General features: G+C 69.7%; 17 protein-coding genes. 2 read left to right on the top strand and 15 right to left on the bottom strand.

All coding sequences use genetic code 11. From position 1 onward, the window contains the following. Position 1 precedes the first annotated feature (1 nt). The 9 genes from LX88_RS40955 to LX88_RS40995 all read right to left on the bottom strand — a co-directional run bounded on the left by LX88_RS40955 (position 2) and on the right by LX88_RS40995 (position 11,199). Complete coding sequence (locus tag LX88_RS40955) at positions 2-952, bottom strand: LLM class F420-dependent oxidoreductase (protein WP_258953129.1); 951 nt, start codon at positions 950-952, stop codon at positions 2-4. 58 nt (positions 953-1,010) lie between these two features. Beyond that, complete coding sequence (locus tag LX88_RS40960) at positions 1,011-1,667, bottom strand: O-methyltransferase (RefSeq protein WP_258953130.1); 657 nt, start codon at positions 1,665-1,667, stop codon at positions 1,011-1,013. Between the two features lie 13 nt (positions 1,668-1,680). Next, complete coding sequence (locus LX88_RS40965; protein ID WP_258953131.1) at positions 1,681-2,439, bottom strand: 3-methyl-L-tyrosine peroxygenase-related protein; 759 nt, start codon at positions 2,437-2,439, stop codon at positions 1,681-1,683. Next, the gene (locus LX88_RS40970; protein WP_258953132.1) at positions 2,439-3,947 is read right to left on the bottom strand and encodes an HAL/PAL/TAL family ammonia-lyase; all 1,509 of its coding nucleotides are present in this window, start codon (positions 3,945-3,947) and stop codon (positions 2,439-2,441) included. The genes LX88_RS40965 and LX88_RS40970 overlap by 1 nt, the downstream gene beginning before the upstream one ends. Positions 3,948-4,043: 96 nt before the next feature. After that, entirely contained in the window at positions 4,044-4,769 is a 726-nt protein-coding gene (locus tag LX88_RS40975; RefSeq protein WP_258953133.1) for an SDR family NAD(P)-dependent oxidoreductase, read from the bottom strand. After that, entirely contained in the window at positions 4,766-6,220 is a 1,455-nt protein-coding gene (locus LX88_RS40980; RefSeq protein WP_258953134.1) for an AMP-binding protein, read from the bottom strand. The genes LX88_RS40975 and LX88_RS40980 overlap by 4 nt, the downstream gene beginning before the upstream one ends. Positions 6,221-6,293: 73 nt before the next feature. After that, positions 6,294-7,076: a M23 family metallopeptidase gene (locus LX88_RS40985; protein WP_258953135.1), complete on the bottom strand. Its 783-nt coding sequence runs from the start codon at positions 7,074-7,076 to the stop codon at positions 6,294-6,296. A gap of 874 nt (positions 7,077-7,950) precedes the next feature. Beyond that, on the bottom strand, positions 7,951-10,068 hold the full coding sequence (locus tag LX88_RS40990) for a transglycosylase domain-containing protein (RefSeq protein WP_258953136.1): 2,118 nt from the start codon (positions 10,066-10,068) through the stop codon (positions 7,951-7,953). Positions 10,069-10,164: 96 nt separating this feature from the next. Next, positions 10,165-11,199, bottom strand: a complete 1,035-nt coding sequence (locus LX88_RS40995) for a carbohydrate kinase family protein (protein WP_258953137.1) — start codon at positions 11,197-11,199, stop codon at positions 10,165-10,167. A gap of 51 nt (positions 11,200-11,250) precedes the next feature. On the opposite strand from LX88_RS40995, the gene LX88_RS41000 reads away from it, so the two are divergent. Beyond that, positions 11,251-12,447 (top strand): MFS transporter, encoded by a 1,197-nt coding sequence (locus LX88_RS41000; RefSeq protein ID WP_258953138.1) that lies wholly within the window; start codon positions 11,251-11,253, stop codon positions 12,445-12,447. A 117-nt stretch (positions 12,448-12,564) separates the two neighbouring features. Here the strand turns inward: LX88_RS41000 and shbA are convergent, their stop codons facing one another. The 5 genes from shbA to LX88_RS41025 form a co-directional block, all read right to left on the bottom strand. Further along, positions 12,565-13,260, bottom strand: a complete 696-nt coding sequence (gene shbA, locus LX88_RS41005) for an RNA polymerase sigma factor ShbA (RefSeq protein ID WP_258953139.1) — start codon at positions 13,258-13,260, stop codon at positions 12,565-12,567. A gap of 146 nt (positions 13,261-13,406) precedes the next feature. Then, positions 13,407-14,633: an SAM-dependent methyltransferase gene (locus LX88_RS41010; RefSeq protein WP_258953140.1), complete on the bottom strand. Its 1,227-nt coding sequence runs from the start codon at positions 14,631-14,633 to the stop codon at positions 13,407-13,409. Next, positions 14,630-15,310, bottom strand: a complete 681-nt coding sequence (locus LX88_RS41015) for a DUF1365 domain-containing protein (protein ID WP_258953141.1) — start codon at positions 15,308-15,310, stop codon at positions 14,630-14,632. Before LX88_RS41015 ends, LX88_RS41010 begins: the two co-directional genes overlap by 4 nt. Further along, on the bottom strand, positions 15,307-16,545 hold the full coding sequence (locus tag LX88_RS41020) for an NAD(P)/FAD-dependent oxidoreductase (protein ID WP_258953142.1): 1,239 nt from the start codon (positions 16,543-16,545) through the stop codon (positions 15,307-15,309). The genes LX88_RS41015 and LX88_RS41020 overlap by 4 nt, the downstream gene beginning before the upstream one ends. Then, a complete protein-coding gene (locus LX88_RS41025; RefSeq protein ID WP_372511528.1) occupies positions 16,538-17,281 on the bottom strand; it encodes an alpha/beta hydrolase in 744 nt (247 codons plus the stop codon). The genes LX88_RS41020 and LX88_RS41025 overlap by 8 nt, the downstream gene beginning before the upstream one ends. 18 nt (positions 17,282-17,299) lie before the next feature. Here LX88_RS41025 and LX88_RS41030 point away from each other — a divergent pair, with 18 nt between their 5' ends. After that, positions 17,300-18,124 carry an alpha/beta fold hydrolase gene (locus LX88_RS41030; protein WP_258953143.1) on the top strand — a complete coding sequence of 275 codons (825 nt, stop codon included), beginning with the start codon at positions 17,300-17,302 and terminating at the stop codon, positions 18,122-18,124. Here the strand turns inward: LX88_RS41030 and LX88_RS41035 are convergent. Then, entirely contained in the window at positions 18,057-19,454 is a 1,398-nt protein-coding gene (locus LX88_RS41035; RefSeq protein WP_258953144.1) for a DUF1349 domain-containing protein, read from the bottom strand. The genes LX88_RS41030 and LX88_RS41035 overlap by 68 nt on opposite strands. Positions 19,455-19,497: the final 43 nt, after the last annotated feature.

Raw genomic sequence — 19,497 nt, forward strand, 5'->3', positions numbered from 1 at the left:
GTTATCCCCGGGGTGCGAGCGCGCGTGCCTGCTCGGCCTGGTCGCCCCCGGTCGGGAGCAGCGCGATGATCGGGGTGTCGACGCCGTTGGCCTGGTACTCGGCCACGCGGCCGCGGCAGTGGTCGAGCGACCCGTGCACGACCAGCGCGTCCACGACCTCGTCCGGGATCGCCTTCGACGCGGCCTTGCGGTCGCCCGCCGCCCACGCCTCGTGCATCGGGCGCAACGCCTCGCCGCGGCCGAGCCAGTCGTGGAACGCCGCGTACGCCGGCACGGTCAGGTACGTGCTGATCAGCATGCGGCCCAGTGCCCGCGCGGCGTCGGCGTCCTCGGTCGGGCACACGAAGATCCGCGCCGCGAGCTCGGCGTCGCCCAGCTCGGAACGCACCTGGGCCACGTCGGTGGCGGCGAGCCAGTTCGTGATCGCGCCGTCGGCCTCGCGACCGGCCAGGCGCAGCATGTTCGGGCGCAGCGCGGCGAGCATGATCGGCACCTTCTCGGCGGGCGGGCGCTCCAGCTTGAAGCCCTTCACCGAGAACGTGTCGTAGTCGGCGGAGACCTTCTCGCCCGCCAGCGCCGCCTTCAGGAACCGCAGCGTGTCGCGGGTGCGCTTGAACGGCTCCTCGAACGGGATCGCGTTCCAGCGCTGCACGATGGCGGGCGACGACGAGCCGATGCCCAGCACGAACCGGCCGCCGGTCACCTCCGCGAGCGTCGCGGCGGTCATCGCCAGCGTGGCCGGGCCGCGCGTGTAGACGGGCGCGATCGCCGTGCCGAAACGCAGCTCCGAGGACCACTGCGCGGCCAGGGCGAGCGGCGTGAACGCGTCGGTGCCGGTCGTCTCGGCCGACCACACGTCCGTGTAGCCGAGCCCGGCGAGCTCGGACACCAGCGCGCGGTGCTCCAGCACCGGCACACCGATCAGCGGCAGCGTGATTCCCCAACGAGCCATGAACGCCTCCAGGTCGACTTCGCTGCCACCCTACCGACCGGTCGGTATGCCCACAACCTCACTTCTTGCGAGCCATGGTCAGCCCGTCCGCGATCGGCACCAGCACCGACTCGACCCGCGTGTCGGCGAGCACGAACCTGTTGAAGGCGTCGATCGCGGCGGCGTTGCCCTCGGGCTGCTCGTCGGCCGCCTCGCCGTAGTAGAGGGTGTTGTCGGCGAGCAGCAGGCCGCCCTGCCGCACGCGCGGCACCAGCAGGTCCCAGTAGTGGACGTACCCGACCTTGTCCGCGTCGATGAACACCAGGTCGATGACCGGCTCCTCCGGCATCTCGGCCAGCGTCTGGGCCGCCGCGCCGAGCCGCAGGTCGATCCGGTCGCGCACACCGGCCGCCTGCCACGCCTCCTCCGCGATCGAGGTCCATTCGGCGGAGACGTCGCAGGTGATGACCTTGCCGGACGGGGGGAGCGCCTGCGCGAACGCCAGCGTGGAGTAGCCGGTGTAGGTGCCGACCTCGACCACGGTCTGCGCGCCGGTGATCCTGACCAGCAGCGACAGCAGCACCGCCTGCTCGTGCGGGATCTGCATCTCCGCCGAGTCGCCGAGCTCCAGCGTGCGCGCGATCAGCTTCTCCTGCACCGCGCTGGGCCGGCCGGCCTGCTCGCGCACGTAGCGGTAGATCTGCGGGGTCATGACCACGGCCTTGAAGTCGTTCACGCGCGGCCTTCTCTCATAGTCGGGTGGCGAACGTCCTGAGTGTCTCTCCGTACTCGGGGCTCAGCGGGTGTTTCGCGAGGTCGTGACCGATCGCGGACAAAACGGCGGCGCGGTGCGCGCGGTAGCGGCTCACGCACACGTTCTCCCGGCTGACGAGGAAGAACTCGTCGAACCGGGCCCGTTCGGCGTCGGTGGTGGACGTGCGCGCACGGCCGGACTCGCGCAGCAGCGACGGGCCGCCGGGCACGAGCCTGCGCATGACGTCCATGTGCGCCACCAGATTCGCCTTGCTCGCAGAGGTGAGCGGTTCGGCCGCCACGGACCCCAGTGCGGCACGCGCCCGGCGCAGCAGGCCGGGCAGTGGCTCGTAGTCACGTGCCCATCGCCCGCTGAACGCCGGGTCGAACGTCACCATCATCGGCCGGATGACGTCCTCGTACACCTCACGGGAACAACTGCCCGAATAGGCGAGCATCACCGAGTACGCGTCGTATCCAAGCGCAGTGACGCGGACTAGCCGCGAATCAGGCTCACGTATCAACCGATCGAGTGAAGCCGAAAGAAACTTCCAGACCAGGAACGCGCCGTGGTGGCCGAGGAACCACCGGTGCACGGCGCGCTCGACCGGATCTTCCGGGGTGCCGATGGCGATCGGCAGCTCGAAGCAGCCGGTCGCGCACGGGATCAGTTCCTCCTCGGGCATCGGCAGCCGCAGGACCGGCAGGTCGACCCAGGTGTGCCCCCACCGGGGGAGGCAGACGGGAGCACTCATCAAGCACCCTCCACTTCGGACACGAGACTGTCGAGGACGTCCGCCACCCGGCCCAGCGCGGTGTCGAGCGGCCGGTCCTCGGTGATCGGCGGGACCTCGTCCGCGAGCCGGTCGAACACCGCCGCGAGCCGAGTTCCCTGCGGACGGCGTGCGCCGACGTGCACTGCCTGGCGCAGCCCGATCACGAGTCCCGCGTGCAGGTACCGCAGCAGCCGCGCCTGGTCGAGCGCCGTCAGCGCGGCCTGCGTGCCGAACGGGACGACGTCCTGGTTGTGCAGGTTCGTCGGCAGGCTCTGCACCGAGGCCGGCGTGGCCGCCCTGCGCATCGCGGCGACGGTGGCGGTCGCACAGAGCTGGACGCCCTGCAGCGCGTGGTGCTGACCGGGCAACGGGCTGAGCATCGGCGGCAACCCGTTGCTGCGGTGGGGGTCCACCAGCAGGTCGAGCTGACGTTCGGCCAGGTTGCCCAGCTGCACCAGGGCGACGTTGAGCTGGTCGGCCGCGAAAGCGCTGGGCTGGCCGAAGAAGTTGCCGCCGTGCACGACCTCCCCGGTCTCCGGGAAGAACAACGGGTTGTCGCTGACGCCGTTGAGGTCGCGGCGCACCACCTCGTCGGCGTGCCGCACGCTCGTGCCGGCCGCGCCGATCAGCTGTGGTGTGCAACGGATGCTGTACGGCTCCTGCAACGGGCGTGCCCCGGATGGCGTACTGCCTTCGAGCCAGGTCCTGATGGACGCACCCGACTCAGCGACGTCCGGATGCCCGAACGCGGCCAGTAGTCCAACCGACGTGAACTCGGTGCCGCAACCGAGGACGTCGGTCATCAAGGCGGACAACAACTCCGCCGTCCGGCGCGCGCGAACCGCCTGCGCGACAGCGAGTCCGAGTGCCGCGGCGGTCACCGAGATGCCGTTCACCAGCGCGAGCGCGTCACGCCCGTCCAGCACGAGTTTCTGGAGACCGGCCCGTGCAAGCGCTTCCACGGCGGGCATCAGCCGCCCCTGGAAGAAGGCGTTCCCGTTACCGCGCAAAGCATGTGCCACGTAGGCGAGCGGCTGTAGATCACCACTCGCACCGAGTGAACCCAAACGAGGCACGGCTGGGGCGAATTCGGTGTCCAGCATGGCAGTCAGCGAGTCCACGACCTGCTCGGACACTCCGGATCGCCCTTGCGCCAACGAGAAGAGCCGGGCGAGCACGGCCGCACGGGCGACGGCGGGCGGCAGCAGTTCACCGTGGCCGACGATGAGGTGGAAGATGGTGTTGTCACATTGACCGGCGCTGTCCGGACGGCCCGCGAACTCGACCAGTGGGCCGAAACCCGTTGTGACACCGTAGATCGCGCGTCCGGACGCGCTGACTTCGAGCACGAACCCGCGGCAGCGCGCGATCCGGTCGCGCACGTCCGCCGGCAGATCGACGTGCAACGGGTCGCGGGCGAGTTCGAGGTGAGCCGGTTCGAGGTGCGCGGCCAGGTTCAGGGCAGCAGGGGATGTTCCGACAGGCACGACGCCTCCTGGGGAATTGGGGAGCCACTCGCGACGATCCCCGTTGACCCGTCAGCGAGGAAGGGCCTTATGTACGCATCAAACGAGGAAAAATTCTCAGCTGTCCTTCGGCGTGATCAGGCCACCGGAGAGGTGATCGAACTCTCCGCGCACGATTCGAGCCAAAAGATCGGCCGACTGCTCCACCGGGGTGAACCTGCCCGCGGCGCGCTGAGACCTCGACCACTCCGCGATCCTGAGCCGGTGCGGATCACCGGAGTCCATCGTGGCGCCGCGGCGCATCAGGCCTATGTCGACCATGCCGGGGTCGTAGCTCAGCACGGCGATCGGCCGGTGCTTCAGTTCGACCGCCAGGTTCTCGGTCAGCTTGATCACGGCCGCTTTGGACACCGAATACGCCGTGACGTAAGGCCATCGGTGCGCACCGGCGTTGCTGACCACGTTGATGATCCGTCCGCTCGTCATCGTGCGGATGGCGGCGTTCGCGGCGAACGCGGTGCCGCGCAGGTTCACCTCGAACGTGTGCCACCAGTCGGTCTCGTCGACCTGCCACGTCGGACCGACGGGCCCGCCGAGCGCACCGTTGTTGACCAGCACGTCGATCCCGCCGAGGCTCTCGATCAGCTTGGCCGTCGCGTGCGGGTCCCCGAGGTCGGCCACGTGGGTCTCGACATCGACGCCCTGGGCCCTCAGTTCGGCTTCGGCGGTGCCGAGCGCCTCCTCGTCGCGACCGGTGAGGACGAGCTGATGTCCCTGCGTGCCAAGGACGCCGCTGAACGCCCTGCCGAGTTCCTTGGCGCCACCGGTGATCAGCACCTTCACTGAGAGGGGGCCTTCAGCAGGCGACGGAGGATCTTGCCCGACACGGACCTCGGTATCTCTCGCACGAACTCAACCTGGCGGATCTTCTTGTACGGCGCCACCTCCGCCGCCACGAACGCCATCAGTTCGTCCGCCGTGACGTCGCCTTGCGTGACCACGAAGGCTTTCGGGATCTCGCCGTTAACCCGATCGGGCGCACCGATCACCGCCGCGTCCCGGACCGCGGGATGACGCCGCAGCACCGCCTCCAGCTCGGCGGGCGCCACCTGGTACCCCTTGTACTTGATCATTTCCTTGATGCGGTCCACGACGTGGAACCGGCCGTTGTGGACGCGCACCAGATCCCCCGTGCGCAACCAGCCGTCCACGAAGGCGTCACGCGTGGCCTGCTCGTCACCGAGGTAGCCGTCCATGACCTGCGGGCCGCGGATGAGCAGCTCGCCCTCCGCCGCGTCCGTCGTGGTGCCCGGTTCGACGATCCGCGCTTCCGTGCCCGGACACAGCACACCGACGCTCGCGGGGTCGGATTCCACGTCACCATCGAATGTCTGGTGCGTGCCACCGGCTTCCGTGAGGCCGTAGCCCTGGCGGACGGGTGCCTGGAGCTTGCGCTCGGCCTCCCGGCGGACGGTGTCGTCGAGTGGCGCGGCGCCGCAGAGGACGAGCTTGAGGCCGAGTTCCGGAACCGGTCCCTCGTGGTCCGCGATGGCGGCGGCGAGTGGCGGCACCAGGAACGCCCGCGTGACGCGGTGTTCTCCGAGGCGCCGCAGGTAGGTGCCGGCGTCGCTGCGGGGCATGGTGACGAGCGTGGCGCCGCCGAGCAGACCGGAGTTGAGGATGACGGCGAAGCCGTAGACGTGGAAGAACGGCAGGTTCGCGGCGAGGACGTCGGTCTCGTCGATGCGCCAGCCAGGCCGGTGCTGCTCCAGGTTCGCGACGAGCGCGCGGTGGCTCAGTCCGACGGCCTTGGTGAGACCCGTTGTGCCGCTGGAGAAGAGGACGACGGCGGTGTCGCAGGGATTTCCCGGTGGGAGCGAATCTTCGTCGCTCGCGCTCGCGGGAAGGTCGTCGAGGTCGAGCGTCGTCGTGGCGTTCGCGAGTTCCTTCAGCCGCGTGATCTCCGGCGGCGTGAGCATCGGGTTGATGAGCGCGGCCGTCGCCCCCGCGGCCATGACCGCGTGCAGGCCGACGGCGTAGCGCGGCCGGTTGCCGCTGGCGATCGCGACGGTGTCACCGGGTTTGATCCCGTTGCGCACCAAGCCTTTGGCCGTCGTCTCGACCTGCCGTGCCAACTCGGCGTACGTGAGCGACTCGCCGGTGACGGCGTCCACGAGAGCGAGCTTGTCGTTGTGCCGCGCGTGTTCCAGCACGTGTGCGGGGACGGTGCGCTCGGGAACGGCCACCGCGGGCAGGGGGCTGCGGTAGATCACTGGCTCGGCTCCGGTCTCCACGCCGCCGCACCTCATGCACGGCGGCGTGGCCGGAGACTATCGAGAGTTCTCGTGATCGTGTGACCGGATTCGGTCAGAGACTCACACCGCGCTCGGCCAGCCAGCCGACGGGGTTGACCTTCTGACCGCCCGCGACCCACACCTCGAAGTGCAGGTGCGGCCCGGTCGACTGGCCGCGGTTGCCGATCGTCGCGATCTGCTGCCCGGCCTTGACCTTCGCACCCTGCGCGACGTCGATGGTGTTCATGTGCCCGTAGACGGTGATGGTGCCGTCCTCGTGCTGAACGCGAACCCACAGCCCGAACCCGGACGCGGGCCCGGCCTCGACGACGGTGCCGTCCAGGACGGAGACGATCGGCGTGCCGATGGCGTTCGCGATGTCGACACCGTTGTGGCTGGTACCCCAGCGGGCACCGAACCCGGACGTGAACGACCCCTCGGCGGGCCGCACGCACTTGGGCCGCTTCGCCTCCTCCTCGGCGGCGATCCGCGCGGTCTCGGCCGCGACCCGCTCAGCCTCGGCCTTGGCGACCGCCTGCCGCTGCGCGTAGGCGCCCTCGGCGGACTTGAGCGCCTCGGCGAGGTGGAACTGCGCCTGGATCTGCTCGGCCTGCAACAGCTTGCGCGCCTCAGACCCGGTGCTGACATTGTGGATCGTCTGCGGCCCCTGCGGCTGGGCCTCGGCCGTCATCACCGCGGCGAGGTTCTTGGTGGCCGCGACGGGGGCGATGATGCGGTCGACCGGGCTGACGGTGGTGGCCGCCTGGGCGAAACCGGCGCCGGCGATGGCGCCCGCGGCGACCACCACCGCAACTGCCTTCTTGCGATCCAGGTCCACCTTGGTGATGACGTCCACCAGGGGACCCTTCGAACGATGCCGTGCCAAACCAGACTCCATGCACTCGGGGGAGTTCGGATGACCGCGCTTCGCCTGGCGTCGGGGGGCCTGGCTGCGGGCTTCGGGGGCCCGGTGGTGGACTGGACCGCTTCGGGGGTGATCCGTGTCCTTGCGGTTATCGAACCGTGACATGCGACGCAAAACGTAACCTCGTGTGACCGGCGCGGGCAAGCGAAGTGGGCGTTCAGGTGATTAGACCCACTTCTGGTTACTTTGGGTAGTCGAGTGGTTTAGGGCATGGTCAACGCGCTTTAGACCAATCTGCGGGTTGGTGTTTGTACTGGTCAGTCGCTTTATCGTGAAAGGTTTGCGGGGTGGCGGGGTGGGGAGCGGGCTTGGTTGGGCGGTTACTTCGGGTGGCTGGGTCGTTTGGGTGGGCTTGATGGGCTGACTTGGGCCTGGGCAGGTGTGCGGGCAGGCGTGTCGTCGCGAGGTGGGCGGCGAGAACGCGCGGGTGGGTGGGCCGCGCGGGTCGGCTTGAGTGGTTGGCGCGGTTCCAGCGGGGTGGTCACCTGCCGTGCGGGCGGTCGCCTTGCGAGGGGCGGGCCGGTCACCACCGCTTCACCAGCAGGCCTAGGTTCACACGCCTCGGCTTCGCCCTTGCCGCTGGCGGCAGGGCGGCTCGGCTCTGCCGTTGCCCTCCCGCCCAACCCACCCGTCTCACTCCGCATCGGCTTCTCCACGCCAGCCCTACGCTGGTCGGCCGCTCCACGGCCTGATCACACCGGCCCCGCTCGGCCTCTGCCCGCCCCACCGGACACCTGCCTCCCCGCCCAACGCAAAGGACCGCCGGACGCGCGTGGCGTCCGGCGGCCCTGTGACCGTGCGGTCCTTACTTGTACCTGGCTGCGGCCGGCGGCAGTGGTGCCATCGGGAGACCCTCGTGGATCGCCTTCATCGCGTTGAACCAGGTGGGAGCGGCTACCTGGCCACCGAAGACGCCCTGTGAGCTGCCGGGGCAGAGGCGGATCGGGTTGGCGCAGATGACCTGCGGGTTGTTGCCGTCGGCGTAGGTCATGACGGCGCCCGCGTACTGCGGGGTCGCGGCCAGGAAGGCGACCGACTTGTGCTCTTCGGTGGTGCCGGTCTTGCCGATGGCCGGGCGGTTCCAGCCGGAGCCGGTCGCCGCGCCCGCTGCCGTGCCGCCGCCCGTCGTGTCGTGGGACATGCCCTGGGCCAGGCTGTTCGCCAGGTCCGGTTCCACGGCCTGCTCGCAGGGCATTTCCTTCAGCGGGACGTCCTTGCCGTAGCGGTCGATGACCTTTTCGACCGGGGTCGGCGGGCACCAGGTGCCGCTCGAGACGATGGTCGCTGCCACGTTGGCCAGTTCGAGGACGCTGGTGGCGCCGGGTCCGAGGGTGTACGAGCCGGCGTTGTTCTGCTTCGTCCAGTCGCCCTGGGACGGGCCGTTCGAGCCGTCGGACTTCAGGGGCTCCGCGCCGCGGTTGACGCCGGTGAGGGTCTCACGCATGCCGAGCTTGTAGGCCATGTCGACGACGTTGTTCAGGCCCGCCTGCTCCTGCAGGATCACGAAGCCCGTGTTCGGGGACGTCGCGAGGGCCTGGGTGAGCGTCATCTCCTCGGGGTAGTCGGCCGCGTTCTGGACGCGCCAGGCCTCGCCGCCGTTCGGGTAGACCCTGGAGTTGTAGACCTTCGGGACCTTGATCTTGCGGTCGATCCCGGTGACGCCGTTCTTCATCGCGGCGGCGGCGGTGAAGATCTTGTTCACCGAGCCGGGACCGAACGGCAGGACCTCGGCGGGCACGGGGCGGGCGACCTGGCCGAGCTCGGCCTTGTTGCCGTAGTCGCGGGAGGCGACGAGGGCGCGCACGCGGTGCTTGTCGGTGCCCGGCTGGACGACGGACATGACGTTCGCGATGCCGTTCTGGGTCTTCGGGACCTGCTGCTCGGCCGACTGCTTCGCGGCCTTGGTGGCCTTCGGGTCCATCGTGGTCTTGATGGTGAGGCCGCCGCGCTGCAGCTGCTTGTTCGTGATGCCGGAGGCGCGCAGGTAGTCGAGCAGGTAGGAGCAGAAGAAGCCGTAGATCGGGCCGTCACCGGCGCCGACGCAGCCCTTGGGCAGGATCTGCAGGTCCTCGACGATGCCCAGCGGCTGGGCCTTGAACTCGTCGGCCTTCTTCTTCGCCTCGGTCTCGTCGGAGCCGAACGCGCCGTTCTCGCGCATCTTGTCGATGACGATGTTGCGGCGCTCCAGCGCCTTGTCCGGGGAGGCACCGGGGTTCAGCGACGACGGGCGGTTCGCGATCGCGGCGAGCAGTGCGGCCTGCGGAACCGTCAGCTTGTCGGCCGTGGTGTTGAAGTACGCCTTCGCGGCGGCACCGACGCCGTAGGTCTGGTTGCCCAGCGGCACGATGTTGAGGTAGCCGGTGAGGATCTCGTCCTTCGTCATCTGCTGCTCGAGCTGCAACGCGACGCGCGCCTCGCGCATCTTGCGGCCGACGGTCGCCTCGGTGGCCTTCTCCCAGGCCTCCTGCTCGTTGTCGGCGCCGAGCACGAACGCCATGTAGTTCTTCACGTACTGCTGGGTGAGCGTCGACGCGCCCTGCGTCGCCCCACCGTCCACACCGGCCTTGGCGGCGGCACGGGCGATGCCCTGCCAGTCGACGCCCTGGTGGTCGTAGAACCGCTTGTCCTCGATGGCCAGGATCGCGCCCTTCATGGTGTCCGCGATGTCCTTGGTCTCCAACGGGATGCGGTACTGGTCGTACAGATAGGCGATCGGGTCGCCGTTCATGTCCTGAATGGTGGTGACGAGCGGTAGCTCACCCTTCGCGAGGTCACCCGACGTCTGGTCGACCGTGTCGGCCGCGCGGTTGGACGCGAGCCCGAGACCTCCGACGAACGGGAACACCATCGCAGCGAGGAGGACGCCCGCCGTCAGGCACAACCCCAGCAACTTGACCAAGCCTGACGCGCGTGCGGCGAACAACCCGCAACTCCTTCCGAACAAACCCCAGAGACTCTCTACGTATTAAGTCGCGCGGGAGGCCCGTGAGGTTGCGTCCGCTGATCGACTGTTTTCAACCTACCGGAGTAGTCGAAGGCCGATCGTCGGACTGGCCCTGCGCACCTCGACGCCCGTGTGGTCGGGGAGCAGGTCGTCCAGGAACCCGTAGCGCGACAGTTCTTCGTCCGGCCGCCTGCTCACCGTCCGCCACCAGACCGCGATGTCTCCCCAGCCCGGTGCCGACAGCGAACCACCGAAGTGCTGCACGGACAGCGCGGCGCACAGGTTCGCGAACCGCACCCGGTGTTCGAGCGGCCACCCGGCCAGAGTGCCCATCACGAACCCCGCGCCAAACACGTCACCGGCACCGGTCGCGTCGAGTTGGGCGACGTTGAGCCCGGGCACGTCCACGCATTCGCCGGTGGCGCTGTCGACCGCGACCGCTCCCCCGCCGCCCCGTGTGACGACCACCACCGGCACGTGCTCGGCGAGTTGACGCGCCGCGGCCTCCGGGGTCTCGGTGCGGGTGTAGCCCTGCGCCTCCACGTGGTTCGGAAGGAACACGTCATAGCCGTCGAGCCTGCGCAGCAACTCCGGCGACCACGCACCGGTGCGGTCCCAGCCGATGTCGGCGAACAGCTTCGCGCCGTTCTCCTTCGCCGTGCGCACCCACTGCTCGTCCTCCGCCTGGATGTGCACGAAGGCCGCCCGTGTCGACGGCGGCGGAGAGAAGAGGTCATCGGCGATGACGGGCGACTTGTGCCCGTGCGTGACCATGCTGCGGTCACGCTCCATCGCCATGGACACGGTCACGGGCGAATGCCACCCGTAGAAGCGACGACAGTAAGAGAGGTCGACGCCCTCCTGGTCAGCCAGCACGTCCCAGCAGAAGTCGCCGTACGCGTCCTCCCCGAACGCCGCCGCCAGCGCGGTCTTCAACTCGAGCCGGCGCAACGCCACGGCGAGGTTCGCGATGCCGCCGGGACACGACCCGAGTCCCTCGGCCCACACCTCGGTCCCCGGCTCCGGTGGCCGGGGCAGACCGGTGAAGATGATGTCGAGGAAAACGGTGCCGGTGAGCAGCACGTCGTAGGCGGGTTGCGGGTCGGCCATGCGTAAACCTTGCCATCCGGGGCCGCTGGTCATGCGCTAGAAACAGCCCTCATGGGGGTTCCGCTCAGGAAAAACGTCCAATTCCAGCTGCTGTGGATCGGTGCCGCCGTCTCCCAGTTGGGCACGCAGCTCACGACCATCGCCGTCCCCCTGCTGATCTTCGCGGTCACCGGGTCGGTCTTCTGGGCGGGCGTGATCGCGGGGGTGCGGTCGGCGGCTCTGGTCCTCGCCCAGATGCCGGCGGGCGTGTGGGTGGACCGCTGGGACCGCGGCAAGGTCCTGGTCTTCAGCCAGACCACGCAGGCCGTTGTCATCGCGGCGATGGCGGCCAACGTCGTCACCGGCCTCGACTCCATCCCGCTGTTCCTCGTGCTCGCGGCGGTCGACGGCGTCTGCACCGCGTTCACCGGCCCCGCCCGCGCCACCGCGATCAAGGAGGTCGTGCCGCCCGGCCAGCTCAAGACCGCGTACGCGCAGGAGGAAGCGCGTACCCACGTGGCGTACCTGGTCGGCCCGTCCCTCGGCGCACTCCTGTTCGGCCTCGGCCGCTCGGTCCCGTTCGTCGGCGACGCCCTGTCGTTCCTGGTCGCCGCCATGTGCGCGTGGTTCGCCAAGATCCCGCCGCGAGCAGGGCAACGGCCGCGTCAGCCCATGCGCCAGGACCTGCGTGAGCCGTGGGCCTGGCTGCGGCACCAGCGGGGGCTGCGCAACATCGTCGCGATCTTCCTGGCCCTGAACCTGCTCGGCGTGGCCTCGATGCTCCCGGTCATGGTGCTGGTCAAGGAGCGGGGCGGCGCCGACTGGCTCGTCGGTCTGGTGCTCACCGGCATCGGCGTGGGCGGCGTCCTCGGCGCCCTGCTGGCGCCCAAGGTCACCATGACGCCTGCCCGGCTCATCGTCGCGGTGCTCACCGTCTTCGGCACGTGCACGATGGCGATGGCGCTCCCGTTCGGCGCGTGGTGGCCGTTCGTGCCGCTCATGCTCACCGCGATCGCCACCCCGATGCTCAACGTCTCCGTGGGCGCCGTCTTCACCGCGATGGTGCCCGACGACCTGATGGGCAGGATGGACGCCGTTCTGAACTTCGTCAGCCGCGGGCTCACGCCGGTCGCCCCGGTGCTCGGCGCGTTCCTGGCGGACCTGGCCGGCGGCGCGGTCGCGTTGCTGGTGTTCGGCGCGTCGGCGCTGGTCACGACGGCGATCGCGGCGTTCGCGGATCTGGGGACGACGGTTCCGCAGCCGCATTGAGGCGCGCGGCCGCGGTCCCTCCTCAAGCTCGGTCGGCGACCGCGGTCGAACGCCTCGATGCAGGACACTCCCCGTTGCTGTCCTGCCGGCGAGACCTCGCCGCGCTCGTCGAGCGGGTCAGCCCTCCTCGGCGATCATCTCCCGCATCCGGGTGAGCGCGCGGTGCTGTGCGACCCGCACCGCACCCGGAGTCGACGAGACCGCCATCGCGACCTCCTCGGCCGAGAGGCCCACGGCCACCCGCAGCACGAGGATCTCGCGCTGGCGGGGCGGCAGCTTGTGCAGCAGGCGCGTGACCTGGGCCATCATCTCGCCGTTGACGGCGTGCTGTTCCGGGCCCGTCTCGAGCGACGGGCAGTCCGGCAGCTCCGGCACGACCTCGGCGCGGTTGCGGACGGCGCGACGGCGGGCGTCGGCGACCTTGTGCGCGGCGATGCCGTACACGAACGCGAGGAACGAGCCGGGTTCGTAGCGGTACTTCGACAAGGCGCCGAGCACCGCCACGCACACCTCCTGCGCTATGTCCTCGGCCGAGACCAGCGTGCGCTCCCGGCCGCCGACCCTGGCGCGGCAGTAGCGCACGATCAGCGGCTGGATCCGGCCGAGCAGGTGCTCGACCGCCCGTCTGTCTCCGGCAAGAGCGGCATCGACGAGGTCGGCGAACTCGGCTTCGGCGAGCCACTGGTTGGAGATCGGTGCCTGGAGCACCCGACGGCGCATGGGCACCGTTGGCCGGTTCCAGGCCTCTGTGCCTTCACCGGGCACGAGGACCGCGACACCGCCACCGGCCCGCACGGCTGTGGGTAGAACCATCCCGGCGACCTCCTCCACTACAGCGACACTTGGGGCTTCACTGAAGAAGAGACCGCAGCGAGCCGATTGATACCGCCTGCTTCAAAGAGGACCACGAAGTCCGCACGGGCGGGGGAACCAGCACCCTTTTGGGGTAGAACGTGGTCCTAACGGCCCAGTCGTTCGGCCATGCCGAACTGCTGCACCCCCAGGTACCCGACGCGGAAGCCGGCCTCCGAGTAGGCCAGGTAGAACTCCCACATCCGGCGGAACGTGTCGTCGAAGCCCAGGTCCCGCACCTCGTCCCAACGGGTGAGGAACGTCTCGCGCCACCGGCGCAGCGTCTCGGCGTAGTCGAGGCCGAACGACCGCGACTCGACGATCTCGAGCCGGGTGTTGTCGCGCACCGAGTCCTCGATCGACCGCACGGACGGGATGAGCCCGCCGGGGAAGATGTACTTGTGGATCCAGGTGTAGCTGGCCTTGCTCGCGATCATGCGGTCGTGCGGCATGGTGATCGACTGCAGTCCCGCCCGGCCGCCCGGCGCGAGCACGCGGTCGAGCACCGAGAAGTACTCTGGCCAGTATTCGGCACCGACTGCCTCGATCATCTCGACGCTGACGACTGCGTCGTACCGGCCGTGCTCCTCCCGGTAGTCGCGCAGCTCGACCGTCACACGATCGTGGAGACCCGCGTCCCTCACCCGGTCCAGCGCCAGCTTGCGCTGTTCGGCGGAGATGGTCAGCGACGTGACCGTCGCACCCCTCTGGGCGGCGCGGATGGCCAGCGCGCCCCAGCCCGTGCCGATCTCCAGCACGCGTGAGCCCGCGCGCACGCCGGCGTAGTCGAGCACGCCGTCGATCTTGCGCAGCTGGGCCGTGCGCAGGTCGGCGTGCCCGCCCTCGAACAACGCCGACGAGTACGTCATCGTCTCGTCGAGGAACGTCGCGAACAGCTCGTTCGACAGGTCGTAGTGCCGGTGGATGTTCTGCCGCGAGCCCGCGACGTCGTTGATCTCGGTCTGCCGCCGCTCCGCCCACCGCCGCATCAGCTGCAGGCTGGGCGGGATCAGCGTCGAGAGCTTCGCCGCGAACACCGAGAGCACGTCCGCGAGCTCGTCGGACTCCCAGTCGCCCACCATGTAGGCCTCGCCGAAGCCGATCTTGGCGTCGGCGCCGAGGCGGTGGAAGAACTCGCCGGGCCGGACGATCCGCATCACCGGACCGCCCGCTCCCCACGTCCTGCCGTCAGCGAACCGGACGGTCACCGGCAACGGGCCCGCGGCCTTGCGGAACAACGCCTCGGCGATGCGGGCGCGCATCGGCGAACGCGGTGCCGTGAACAGCCCGGGCCACATGCCCTGGCCGGGACGGGGCAGGGACAACGTGCTCATCCATGACTCCTGGGGATGATCGGGATACGCCTCAGGTAGAGGGCGATGCCATGACGGCGGATCAGCGCGGACACGCGCTGGGGCATCAGCGGACGGCGCAGCAGCATGCGCAGCCCCGAACTGCGCTCACCCTTCATCGTCGCGCTGAAGGTGGTCTTCCCGTTCTGCCGCAACGCGATGGTCACGGACAGCTGGTCTCCCGGCTTCGGCATCTTCATGACGTAGTGGCCGTCGACCTCGAGGAACGGGGAGACGTAGAACTCCTTGTCGACCGACGCACGGCCTTTGTCGTCAGTGCGCAGCAGATAGCAGTGCCGTCCGCCGTAGGTGTTGTGCACCTCCGCGGCGACGCACACGAGCTCTCCGGAGGCGTCGTGGCACCAGTACACGGACAGCGGGTTGAAGACGTAGCCGAACACGCGCGCGTTGGCGAGCATCAGGACCTGGCCGCCGCCGAGGTCGATCCCGTGCCCGGCCAGCCACTCGTCCAGGTTCTCCCGGATGGTCCTCTCCGGTGACCCGAGGTGGTCGCGGGCATCGAACTTCGCGAACGGGCGCGCCCACCGGGGCAGCCGCGGTAACTCGGCCAGGTCGACCAGCCACATGTAGGCGCGGTGGCTGAACGCCCGGTCGATGAGCTCGCGGCGGGCGTGCGTGATGACGACGTCGTAGATCACCACGTGACCCCGAAGTACTGGGCCGCGCGTACTCCCGACGCGCAGCCGTCCTCGTGGAAGCCCCAGCCGTGGTACGCGCCGGCGTAGGCGGTCACGGCGGTGTTGATCTCGGGCAGACGTCGTTGCGCCGCAACGGATTCCGGCGTGTAGACCGGGTGCTCGTAGACCATCTTCGCGAGCACGCTGTCCGGGTTCACGTCGTGCGGGTTGAGCGTGACGACGAAGTCGCGCGGCTCGTCCAGGCGCATCAGCCGGTTCATGTGGTAGCTGACGAGCACCTGGTCGTTCGCCTCGTGGCAGGCCCGCTTGTAGAGGTTCCACGACGCCCGCGCGCCGCTCGCGCGCGGCAGGATCGAGGCGTCGGTGTGCAGCCAGGTCTCGTTGCGCGAGTACTGGAACGCGCCGAGCACCTCCTTCTCCTCGCGCGTCGGGTCGGCCAGCAGTCCCAGCGCCTGGTCCGGGTGCGTGGCGATGACGACGTGGTCCGCGGTGTGCAGCACGTTGTCCTCGTCGCGGATCTCCACACCGGCGACGCCACGCGTGACGGCCCTGACGGGCGTGCCGACGTGCACGGCCTTGAGGCCCTTCACCGCCCGGTCGACGTACGTGCGTGAGCCGCCGACGACGGTCTTCCACTGCGGGGTGCCGCCGATCGCGAGCATCCCGTGGTTCGCGAGGAACTCGAACAGGTACCAGGCCGGGTACTTCATGCTCAGCGCGGCGCCGGACGACCACACCGCGCTGACCAGCGGCACGATGAAGTGGTCGACGAAGTACCGGCTGTACCCGCCGATCGCGAGGAACGCGCCGAGCGTGACGTCGTGCGCCTCCTCGTGGTCGAGAACGCGCTGGGCGTGCTTGTAGAACCGGGTGACCTCGGCGAGCATGCGCAGGTACCGGGGGTTGGCGGCGTTCTTCGGCTGCGCGAACAGGCCCGGCAGCTTCCTGGCACCCGCGTACTCCAGGCCGCAGCCGTCGCACCGGACGCTCATCGACATCTCGGAGTCCTGAGTGGACACGCCGAGCTCGCGGAAGAGCCTGATCAGGTTCGGGTAGGTCCGTTCGTTGTGGACGATGAAGCCGGAGTCGACGTGCACGCCGTCCAGGTCGTGCGTGTGCGCGTGCCCGCCGAGCCGGTCGTCGGCCTCGAACAGCGTGACGTCGTGCCTGCGTTGCAACACATAGGCGGCCGTGAGCCCGGCGACCCCTGCTCCGATGACGGCGACCTCAGCCACGCGAGCCTCCCAAGGGCACGTCGAGGCCTCGTGGCGAGGCCTCCCGCATGGCATTCGCGATGCCGGGGGCGACCGGTTCGAGTCCGAGTTCACCGTGGACGAAGGAGACGACCAGCCGGGTCCAGTCCCGCGCCCTCCTGAGCATCGCGTGCCCGTCGCCGACGACGCTGAACCGCGCCACCCGGTCCGTCACGGTCTTGGCCTGCCGGGCGAACGCCAGCGACCTGGCCGGGTCCGTCATCCGCTCCTGGTCGCCGTGCGCGATGAGCAGCGCCCTGCCCCTGAGCTGCTCGAACGGCTCACCGGGCACGAGCCACGGCGCCAGCGCGCACACGGCCACCACGCTCGGGTGGCCGGCGACGCGCAGCGCGGTCCGGCCTCCCATCGAGTGCCCGACCAGCACGACCGGCCTGCCGGGGTGGAGTTCGGTGATCCTCTCGAGCGCCCACCGCGCGTCCTTCACCGGATCGAGGCTCGGCGCGTTCCAGCCGCGGACCCGGTAGCGCATGTTCCAGACCTCGACGCCGGGCGCGCGCAGCGCCCGGGCCAGCGGGACCATGCGCAGGTACGCGAGGTTGTGGCGCCGGACGGGTCCGGTGCCGTGTTCCCGTCCGCCGTGCAGCACGAGCACGACAGCTCTCGTACCGGCCTGCGGTTTCAACACGTCTACCTGCGGATGCACACCTGCTGTTCGTGAGGCCACGCCCTTCGGCTCGCCCGTTGAGAGCCAGCTCACACCGGTAGGGTCGGACCCGTGATCGACCACATCACCATCTCCACCGAGGCAGGCTCCTTCGACGCCATCGCGTCCGGTCCCGAGGACGGCCGCCCGGTGTTGCTGCTGCACGGTTTCCCCGAGGCCGCGATCGAGTGGGAACACCAGGTGGCGGTGCTCGGCGTGAACGGTTTTCGCGCCGTCGCACCGGACCAGCGCGGCTACTCCCCCGGCGTGCGCCCGGAACAGGCGTCCGAGTACACGGTCACGCACCTCGTCGGCGACGTGCTCGCGATGGCGGACTCGCTGGGCTGGGACACGTTCGACCTAGTCGGGCACGACTGGGGTGGCGCCGTCGCGTGGTGGACCGCGATCGAGCACCCCGAGCGCCTGCGCACGCTCACCGTCTTCTCCACGCCGCACCCCGCCGCGCTGAAGGTCGCGCTGCAGTCCGATGAGGACCAGGCGATGCGGTCGCAGTACATGCGCGACTGGCGTGAGCGCAGCACCGAGAAGCGCATGCTCGACAACAACGCGCAGGCCATCAAGCAGATGTTCGAGTGGCGGATCCGGCCCTCGCACGTCGAGGAGTACGTCCAGCGGTTGAGCGAACCGGGTGCGCTCACGGCCGCTTTGAACTGGTACCGCGCGGGCAAGGCGCACGGTGCCGCGGACAAGGTCGGCGTCAAGACCATGTACGTGTGGAGCACGGAGGACGTGGCGTTCGGGTCGTTCGCGGCCTTCGAGACCGAGAAGTGGTGCACCGGGCCGTACCGGTTCGAGATGGTCGAGGACGTCAGCCACTGGATCCCGGAAGAGGTTCCCGAAGCGGCTTCCTCGCTGATCCTCGAGAACTTGAACTAGCCAGCCACAGCACGAGTGCCGTGTAGGCGCAGAGCACGGCGAACCCGGCCCAGCCCGGCAACGGGAAGTAGCCCGCCGACGGCGCGTAGTGGGCTGTGACCTGCGGGTGCTCCACCACCGTCTGCTTGACGGCGAAGCCCGCCGCCGGGGTGAGCCGCAGCAGCCAGTCCGCGACCGAGTCGGGCAGCAGTGGCACCGCGGTCACGGCGTAGGGCACGGCGACCAGCGCCAGTCCGGCGAGGATCGCCGCCCAGCCGCGGCGCAGCCACACGCCGAGCCCGTACGCCAGGACCGCGCAGAGCGCGAGCGCCGCGGCGACACCGACCACCACCCGGACGTAGGTCGCCAACGACGTCGTCGCGACGACGATCCCGGCGGGGAGCAGACCCGTGACGAAGGTGGCCGATCCGATGAGGACCGTCCGGGCGGCGAGCACCCGCCGGGGCGTCTCACGGGCGCCGTAGCGGGCCGCGACGACGAGCACGATGACCAGCGCGATCACCAGTCCGAACAACGCTTTCTCGACGCCGCGCGCACCGCTCTCACCGATCGGCCCGATGTCGCCGGTACCGCTGACGGTGACGACGCCGTCCTTCTCCACGGCTCCCGAGGCGTTGTGGAACTTCTCCCAGTCGGTGTGGTTCATCTCGCCGACCGGGCCGCTGTCCCACCGGCCGGCGCCTCCCTCGACGGTGACGTGGTCGAAGACGCCGACGGCCTGGGTGAACCGGACCTGTTCGATCGTGCCGCCCAAGCCGGTCTTGCGGAGCGTCAGGTCGCCCGGCGAGGTGGCGAAGAGTCCGACCTGGACGGTCTCCGGGAGTCCTGTGAGCTCTGCGGTCCCGACGACGTGCCACTGCTCGCCGTCCGCCGACTCGGACCCGGTGATGGTGTCGCCGGAACGGGTCAGCCGCAGCCAGCGAGGAGCCGGGGACGCGCTCCCGGCGACGTCGTGCACGTAGTCGTGCTGGAACCGCACGCCGTGGGCGCCGGTCATCGCGAGCGACGCGTACCGCGAGCCCTGCCGCAGGCCGTCCTTGACGATGATCCCGGACTTCGCCCACGGCACGAGCCCGGCGACGATCTGGTCGTGACCGGGCGGCGGGTAGGTGATCGTCCCGGTCATCGACGTCATCCTGACCGTGATGGCGCCTTCGCGGCCGAGGTCCTGGTGCCGGAACCAGAAGGTGTCGCTGACGCTGGACGAGGTGGTGCCCGCGAACAGCAGACCCACCGTGATGACGGAGAGGGCCGCGACGGCCAGGGCGATCAGGCGGCCGGGCCTGCGGAACGCGGTCCACTCCCGCCGGAGGAGTTCGGTGCTCGACATGGTGCTGGTCTACGGATCGGCGGCTAACACGGCCCGAAGCGGA

Origin of the sequence: Lentzea californiensis (assembly GCF_024648825.1) — a bacterium.
GTDB lineage: Bacteria > Actinomycetota > Actinomycetes > Mycobacteriales > Pseudonocardiaceae > Lentzea > Lentzea californiensis.